This is a genomic window from Holospora obtusa F1, from assembly GCF_000469665.2.
Taxonomy (GTDB): Bacteria; Pseudomonadota; Alphaproteobacteria; order Holosporales; family Holosporaceae; genus Holospora; species Holospora obtusa.
This window is the reverse complement of sequence record NZ_AWTR02000044.1, coordinates 1-8,204: the sequence shown is the minus strand read 5'-3', so window position 1 is coordinate 8,204 and position 8,204 is coordinate 1. Positions and strand designations below refer to the sequence as shown.

Annotated in this window: 5 protein-coding genes and 4 pseudogenes; 6 read left to right on the top strand and 3 right to left on the bottom strand. The window is 33.7% G+C overall.

What is annotated here, in order from left to right; translation table 11 throughout:
* A pseudogene (locus tag P618_RS01900) lies at positions 1–216 on the bottom strand (IS701 family transposase); the annotation flags it as partial.
* A 232-nt stretch (positions 217–448) separates the two neighbouring features.
* Between P618_RS01900 and P618_RS01895 the strand changes: the two are divergent.
* The 5 genes and pseudogenes from P618_RS01895 (at position 449) to P618_RS01880 (ending at position 5,071) form a co-directional block, all read left to right on the top strand.
* Positions 449–1,078 carry a tetratricopeptide repeat protein gene (locus tag P618_RS01895; RefSeq protein WP_156918961.1) on the top strand — a complete coding sequence of 210 codons (630 nt, stop codon included), beginning with the start codon at positions 449–451 and terminating at the stop codon, positions 1,076–1,078.
* A gap of 568 nt (positions 1,079–1,646) precedes the next feature.
* Positions 1,647–1,772: pseudogene (locus tag P618_RS08535) on the top strand (IS5/IS1182 family transposase); the annotation flags it as partial.
* A 351-nt stretch (positions 1,773–2,123) separates the two neighbouring features.
* Positions 2,124–2,369 carry an IS1 family transposase gene (locus P618_RS01890; protein ID WP_024161076.1) on the top strand — a complete coding sequence of 82 codons (246 nt, stop codon included), beginning with the start codon at positions 2,124–2,126 and terminating at the stop codon, positions 2,367–2,369.
* Positions 2,370–2,529: 160 nt separating this feature from the next.
* A pseudogene (locus P618_RS08530) lies at positions 2,530–3,228 on the top strand (transposase family protein); the annotation flags it as partial.
* Between the two features lie 409 nt (positions 3,229–3,637).
* Positions 3,638–5,071, top strand: coding sequence for a replicative DNA helicase (locus tag P618_RS01880; RefSeq protein WP_239638255.1), 1,434 nt, complete (start codon positions 3,638–3,640; stop codon positions 5,069–5,071).
* Positions 5,072–5,378: 307 nt separating this feature from the next.
* On the opposite strand, the gene P618_RS01875 is transcribed toward P618_RS01880, so the two are convergent.
* Together P618_RS01875 and P618_RS08525 are read right to left on the bottom strand one after the other, a co-directional pair.
* A complete protein-coding gene (locus P618_RS01875) occupies positions 5,379–5,663 on the bottom strand; it encodes a hypothetical protein (protein WP_024161074.1) in 285 nt (94 codons plus the stop codon).
* A 107-nt stretch (positions 5,664–5,770) separates the two neighbouring features.
* Positions 5,771–5,930 (bottom strand): annotated as a pseudogene (locus P618_RS08525) (IS5/IS1182 family transposase); the annotation flags it as partial.
* Positions 5,931–6,090: 160 nt separating this feature from the next.
* Here P618_RS08525 and P618_RS01870 point away from each other — a divergent pair.
* The gene (locus tag P618_RS01870; protein ID WP_021827779.1) at positions 6,091–7,203 is read left to right on the top strand and encodes a hypothetical protein; all 1,113 of its coding nucleotides are present in this window, start codon (positions 6,091–6,093) and stop codon (positions 7,201–7,203) included.
* The last annotated feature ends 1,001 nt before the right edge of the window (positions 7,204–8,204 follow it).

Below are 8,204 nucleotides of genomic sequence, written 5' to 3'. Positions count from 1 at the left end.
TAAAATTAAAACGCCATCTGATGATTGGTTTTTTCTCACATCTGCTTTGACATAACTCCATAAATTTGAAGAGCTGTAATCTTTTGAACGTAAATGACGAGTCATTTGATCATGGCTAATTTCGCCTTGAAACATATTGGCTAAACCAGTCGATGTTGCATAGTGATTTTGACTTATCAAATAGTCGCTATACATATCAAGAAGATCCAGTTTCATTTTTTGTCCTTAAAAACTTACGGACGAAAAATATGATTATTTCAAGCAGAAATCAACTATTGCTGCGTAACATCAGTAAATTTATGTGATAATGGCTGTATAAAATTTTTGAGATTCAGAAATCGTTTTGCTATACTAACAACGAGTTCACAATTTTTTTACAAGCGTGATTATTTTAAAAATATTTTTTATTTTTTCGTCTATTTTTTTTAGATACAATGTTTTTGCTTCCGTGATTTCTCCTATTGAGGTTGTTTTGCATCGCTTAGAGGAGCTAGAAGAGCGCTGCAAAGCGTTGGAGCAGCTTTGTCTAAATTTACAAAAATCTTTAGATGCACTACGCTTTCAAAAAGATACTAAAAAAATTAATCCGGAAGTAAACGAAAAATTGGATCAAAAATTATTTAGTGATTCCCCTTTGCGTTCTCATCAAGAAACCAAAAAATTTCAAGATGTTACGCGTCACCTAAAAAAAGGAGAAATCGATAAGGCTTTGGCATTGCTGGATTATTTTATTCAGCAAAAAGATCATCAATTTAAAGTTCATGCTTTGTACTACAAAGGATTAATTTTTATGCACAAAAAAGAGTATGCGCAAGCAGAAGCTTTGTTTTCTAGTGCATATCTTTGTTTCAAAAATCAGGCGCTGTGTGAAAAGCCGATCATAAAACAATGTGAAAAAAAAAAATTATTTCCGATACAAATTTTGCTTAAATCTGCGGAATGCTTATGTCATCTAGGAAAAAAAAGTGAGGCAACGTTTGTGTGTGAAGAAATTAAAAGAAATTTACAAAAAGTTTCTGATCAGTATCGAGTAAAAATTATAAAAAAACTTAAGTCTATTGAATCTTATCTAAAATAAAAATTTGCGTTAGCTCTTTAATTCAGCAAAAAGTTCAAAAATATGTAAATTGAAAAATAGTACAAATTTTTACGTTATATTATAGAGCTACCGCATAAATCTTCCTTTATTCTGGGGAAAAAAATTTTCTTTTTTGAGATACTTAACCAGAGAATAATTTTGATGACATAAAATTATTTTTGAGCAGAAATACATGCTGTTATGTAAGAAATGAGGATCTGAGTTTTATGTGAAATGTGGAGAAGGCAGCAACGCTATAAATGTAAATTCTGTGGCTATCAATTTACAGATACAAACCTTCCAAGGCCCCACACTAAAACAACTTGAAATGATTCTTTATGCACATTGCGGCGTTTGTGTGTTATTATTCAAATGGACAATATGACGCATTTTGTCAATGGAAAAAAAACTTTATGGATCTGGATTGATGAGATATCGCGTCACTCTATCGACTGGGAGCTGAGTGATGGCGAAAACGCCAGCCTAAAAAAGCTCCTTAGACTTCTTTCGAAACTAAAATATATATGTGCGCTGAAGATAGGTCAATAAAAATATGATGATTTTATAATTGAAACACGAACAAGTGAAAATTTTATCGGATGAGCAACGCAGAAGATTAACAGGAGTTAAGCGTAGTACGTTTAATAAAATGATAAAAATATTAGAAGAGGCAGATAAAAAAAATGAAAAGAGGTAAAAAAAACGAGAGTTTTGACGTTTAGATAGTTTTATGTCAACATACGACTATAGTGTCGTATTAAGGTCATCAGCAATGCATTGCAAGAACTGTACTTCCGAAAATTGCATAAGGAACGGTATAGTACGCAAGGTTCAGAGCTATAAGTGTAAGGAATAAGGTTATAACTTTGTTGAAAGTGACAAGAGGGGCAAAAAGAGAAACGGCTGTCAAAAAAGCTTTATGCGTCATTTTATACTCTTTAGCTAAGGCATCATTCTCCTTCTATTATATATAGGTGGGTGATGGCAGAGATGGAAAAAATACAAGCATCTTCGGTTTCAGGTCACATTCAAGTAGTGGAATTTGATGAAATGTGGTATTTTGTCCAAAAAAAGTCAAAAACTCTGGATTATCAAAGCCGTTGATCGTAGCACGCGGAGAATTGTTGCCTGGGTTACAGGGAATCGTGATGCTGAAACATTCACACGACTTTACGAAAAAGTCAAACATCTGAAAAATTGCACATTTTATACTGATGACTGGGATGCTTTTTCTAAAGTTCTACCAAAAAACCGCCATAATATTGGAAAATCAGGCACTGTATGCATATAATAGCAATACAAGACATCACCTAGGACGCATGACGAGACCTACTAAAGTAGTTTCCAAGAAGGGAATCTATGGTATACGGATCAATTAAGCTTTGGTGTGCGCTTTCGACACCAAAAATCTTTAATCACTATCAAAAAATACTGCCATCTATCTTTAGGTGAAAAACTCTCAAAGAAACAAGCTGAGCATGGAAAATTAGCTATTAATGGCGTTGGAATATATCAGAGAATATCACACATATTTTCATGTTAATCAAAGTTATGGAATAAGCAAAAGTTCATGCTACAAAGGAATTAAGTGGGTTGAAGATACGCTCTATCAAGCATCCAAATTTTGCTTTCCTGGTCGAAAAGCATTATTTAAGAGCAATATGGAATGTGATGTTATATTAGATGCCACGGAAACGTCTATAGAACGCCAAAAAAAAAGGGTAAAGAATAGAAGCGTAAAAAAATAGAACTAACAAACAAAAAAAAATATTTGAAAAAAAAGAGAAAGCATATTTTAAAAAATAAAGTTGTTGTCGATAAAAATACGAAGCAAGTAATATTAGAGTATTTAAAGAATCGCAAACAAATATAAATTCTGATATAAAGGTCATTACTGACACTGGATATCAAGAGGTACAAAAACTGCATAATAAAATTTGCGCTGTAAAAAAAAGACGAAGAAAAGTCCTTTAATAAAAGAGTACAAGCAGAAAAATTAAGAACTTGCGAGTGAAAGAGTTGCAAATGAAAATGTTATCGGCAAGCTTAAATGATTAAAAATCGTATCTAAAAAATAGAGAAACAGACGAAAAAGATTTGGCCTAAGATTCAATCTGATCACTGAAATTTATGATTTGAAGCTAACATAAAGGGGGTTCGAAAGAAGCCTATTAATGAAGTTGATCATGGATCATGTCAATGTGTTACAGATGAATCGGGGGGGGCTTTAAACGTCTTTCTGAAGAAAGGTACGTTCGAAAAGATCTGACATTTCCTATTCAATCAACAAACAGTGTGAGATTCGACATCGATTAGCACGCTTTAAAAGAAAGACAAAATCATCTTCTCGTAGTTATGATATGCCTCATAGTAAAATGAACCTATTCCATTACTTTCAAAATAATTCAAAAAATGTCAGTTTATGTATGTCCGCATTATTATCATTCTTTAGTTAAATGTCTCCAAGAGAGCTCATTTGATCGTTAAAAAATTTTTTCTCTATAGCTGATTGAGTGTGCTTCTGCTACACTAAGACATTATGATTTTTGAAGAATAATATTGTCTAATTCTTCCGCTCTTATGCTTACGCCTGCTCCTTATAATTTAGAAATTGAGCAAGCACTTTTAAGCATTCTGTTACGTAACAACAGTATGTTTGAAGAAATAGGTGAATCGTTACGGTATGAACATTTTTATACATCACTGCATCAACATATTTTTAAAACGCTAGGACATTTAATTCAGCAAGGGCAAATTGCTAATCCAATTACTTTAAAACATTACGTAGAAAACTCTCTTAAATCGGAAGAAGTCATCATTTCAGATACGTATCTTGCTGAACTGGCAGGTTTGTTGGTCCCTACGCGCAACGCTCTTTATTATGCCAAAATTATTTATGATTTGCACTTAAGACGTCAATTGATGCGATTAGGAGAAGATATTTCTCATACAGCTTGTGCTATGGATATAGAAGGACCTGACGCATTTCAGCAAATTGAGCTCGCAGAAAATACTTTGTTTCAGATGCATCAGGAGAGAGAAAAACCTCAAGTACAATCGTTTACTTCTGCATTAACTCAAGCTATTGAAAGCGCACAACTTGCTTATCGGCGCGATAGTCATGTTGTAGGGGTGACGACAGGGTTACTCGATTTAGATAAAATGTTAGGAGGGCTGCATCCTTCGGATCTAGTTATCTTAGCTGCTCGTCCCGCTATGGGAAAAACCGCTCTGGCTACAAATATTGCGTTTAACGCAGCAAGAATAAAGTTACACGATGTGAAAGGACATGGCGATGGCGCGGGTGTCGCATTTTTTTCTTTGGAAATGTCTGCCTTACAATTGGCTATGCGTATTCTTGGTCAAGAAACGGGAATTTCTTCTGATCGAATTCGCAGAGGAGCAATTGATAAAGATGCCTTCCCTTTATTTGTGGATCTTTCGAAGGAACTTTTTAATCTTCCTTTATTTATTGATGATACACCTGCTTTATCCGTAACAGGACTTTTAACACGTGCGCGTCGACTACAAAGAAAAGAAGATATTAAATTAATTGTTGTTGATTATTTACAACTTTTAACCACTGGGAGATCTAATTCAGAAAATCGCGTTCAGGAGCTTTCCGAGATTACAAGAGGATTAAAGCAAATGGCAAAAACTTTAAACGTTCCTGTATTAGCGCTGTCCCAGCTTTCTCGTGCTGTTGAACAACGAGAAGATAAGAGACCCATGTTAGCAGATCTTCGCGAGTCTGGGAGTATAGAGCAAGACGCAGATGTTGTATTATTTATTTACCGAGAAGAATATTACGAAGCGCGCAATAAGCCTCAAGAAGGGTCTGAAAAAATGTTAAATTGGCAACGTCATATGGCAGAAATATACAATACTGCAGAAATCATCATTTCTAAGCAACGTCACGGACCAACAGGAAGTGTTATGCTTCAATTTGATGGGGCGCGCACAAAATTTTCTAATCTTGCCCAAAAATCTTAAATCAATTAACTTGATAAATTGTTGACCAGGCATATATTTACAAAAAATAGACCTCTTTTGAAACTAAGCCCTGTCCTCAATTAAGCTCAAGGAACTGCAAGCTAAGTGAATAGCGCCTAGAACGTTTAAAGGCCTTTTATTATAGCGTGTCGCAATTACGCGGTACTGCCTTAAGTTTAGTAAAAAAATTCGCGATTAAGGACGGGATTTATAAAGAATATTTATCATAATTTGAAGGCTCCAAACGCTTCTTTTTAGGTGAAATTACGGCCTCACGCCCCTTTTTCTTTAAGTTTTCCCTTCCCCCTCATCGGCATCGTACTGCTTTATCGAAAAACACCGCATCAGCCTTCACAAAGTGCCCCATCAACGCATCTCCCCCATTCCAAATCATGGTCCTTACCTTGTGTAGGTGAATAGAGACCGAATTTCTATAGGCATCACACGGTGCATGAATTTTGGTGCTGCCCCACAGAGGAAGGTCCAATGGCTTGATTATGCTCTTTTTTTTAGAGCCTACGCTGTGTTGATGAGCCCACACTGTGTTGATCTGAGCTGTATTGATGGGCTCACACTGTATTGCATCGATCATCACGCACTCATGATCAGCACCCTTCAATAAGATTTCAAAGACTTTTTTCCATACGCTCTTTTGGCTCCAACAGGTAAGGCGGGTGTGGGGCTTTAAAATAACAACACCTTTCTTGGCAGATCACGCAAAGGAATTTCCCCACGAATACGGTATAACACAGCCTCAAAAAATAAGCGATTGTCCTTGACTGCCAGATTTCATGGTTTTTCAGGTAAACTTATCCTTTATTCGACCCAACTGATCATCCCTCAACGCATAACGTCTCATTTAACCCACATTTCCTTTGAATTCTCAAAAATATCGAAAAAAGCCAACTTAAGTGAGGACGGGACCTAAACTATGTTATTTTTTAAAATTTTCATGATAAGATGCCAAAGACATATAATTAAAATTTTTTTTAAAAAATTAGAAAAGAAGGTTAAATAGAATGCTTCAACAAAACAATCAAGAAAAATTAAATGAAATTTTAGTTCAACAGCATGAAGATTTGATCGAGAGTGTGTATGGAGCAGGATTTTTAAAAGGAATAGTCGGTTTTTTAAAAATTTGGAAGAAATCTGTGAAATTTCTTTGCTTGCTATTTTTTCTTTTTCTTTTTATTTTTGTCATTAATGTAAAAATATCTAATAATTTTCCTCAATTTTTTTTAGTATTTGGAAAATTTTTTCGAATTTTTGTGTTAAGTTTTAGCATCCTTTTATTTTTTTGGAAAGATAGTAAATTTGTTAAAAACCCTTGGTTGATAAGTCAAATCTATCAATTGTGTTTAACGGGTTGGTATAGTTTTTTGTATTTCATTACTCCATTTTTTGCTTCTTTTGTTTTCGTATTTTTATTAAGTTATTTTTTTCAAGAAATGCACCAGTATGTTTATTTTTTTTTAATAGGATTGATTTTTTTTCTTTTTATGTACATAGGATTTATTCTGTATAAACCTTTGTTTTTAATAAATAAAGTCGCTTGCATTTCAGAACCTTTAAAAAACGTCTTTTTGTATCAAGTAAAAAATATTCCAGTAAAAATTTTAGAAAAATCATGGATACACTCATTTTTTCGAATATCCTTAATTGAATTCAAATTAATATTAATTTTTCATTTGTTTTTTTTACCTAGTATTTTATTATCATATTCAATGAAAATTAGATCTTTCGTGCTTGGTGTGAGTACTGTGTGTGTTTTTTTCTTAATACCATTATGTCTTAAGCGTTGGAAACAAAAAATGCCTTACTTGATGCATAAAATAAGTTGTAGCTCAATGATTTTCAATTTTTTCACTGTAAGCTGTCTTTCAATATGTTTTACATTTGCCCAAATCATTGCCCAAATCATTCCTAACTCAGTTATGCCCAATATTCATTGCAATTTTCTTAAATCTATCGTTGAAATTTTTAATTTTGGCTATATTCCAGTAATATCGGTTATGCGCATCCCTCAATCCAAAATAGAAATTTTAGGTATTGCCAGTCATTTTGTTGTATTTTACATTTTTATAAAAATTTATCGAAAAATTTTTGATAATAGACCTGATGCGTCAGTATAATTTTATGTAAATTTTATGAAAACGTATGAGATTAACGGTCTAAAGTAAGTACGCATATCGCTAAGATAGACAAGATTCAGAAACATTCAATTGGTCTAACTCTTCATAGATTTTAGGAAATTGTCTGCACAGCTCGTCCTTTGTGAAAAGCAATCGATAGGACGTTATCAACGTCCTGGACATAAATAAGCTTAAGGTTAATTAAAGAGTGTTAATACTTTTGCTTTGTTACAGAAAGCTATATAACATAAGCATATATAGGTTTTTTGTTTGGAATAGATGATTCATGCCGGATTATCCAAAAGCTAGACTCAGTGGCTCAGGGTGTGACCATTGGCAAAAACAAACCTTGATCTAAAGAAGATCTGGAATCTTTCATGATCGATGAAACAGAACTGCTCCTACAACGCCTAAGAAAAGGTCAACATGCCTTTTATTAGAGGTAAAAAGAAACATCGCACTCTCAAAACAGAAAGCCTTCAAGAGGCGTGGTGTGCATGTTTCAAGCACCGAACCTGACTCCAGACATGATTACAATAGCCTCTTCTTCCTACACACACCAGACTTTATGTAGATTCGAGAGGTATCAAGATTTGGACAAGATTTATGCAGAAACGGAGCTCTCCTTATAAAAGATTAAAAAATAAAACTTTGGATCTACAAAAAAATAAAACACTCGCACCTTGGCCTTGCGATAAAATGCGTTAAAGTTGAACATATCTTCGCTCAAATAAAAACTTTCAAAATTCTCTCTGATCGATACCGTAGCAAACCTAATAATGTTTCGGGTATCGTTAACCTCAAAAATAAATTTTCTCTTGCTTAAAATAAAATTTGAAAAAGATACATTCTAAACAAAACTTTTCCCCTCTTTCTCAAAAACTAGGTACGCATCCGTCTAATGGATTAGTTATATTCATAAATAAACCAACCTATCGCGTATTAACCGAATTATTCATCGTATCAGATATATTTTTCAAAAATATACCTGATTTTCTAAG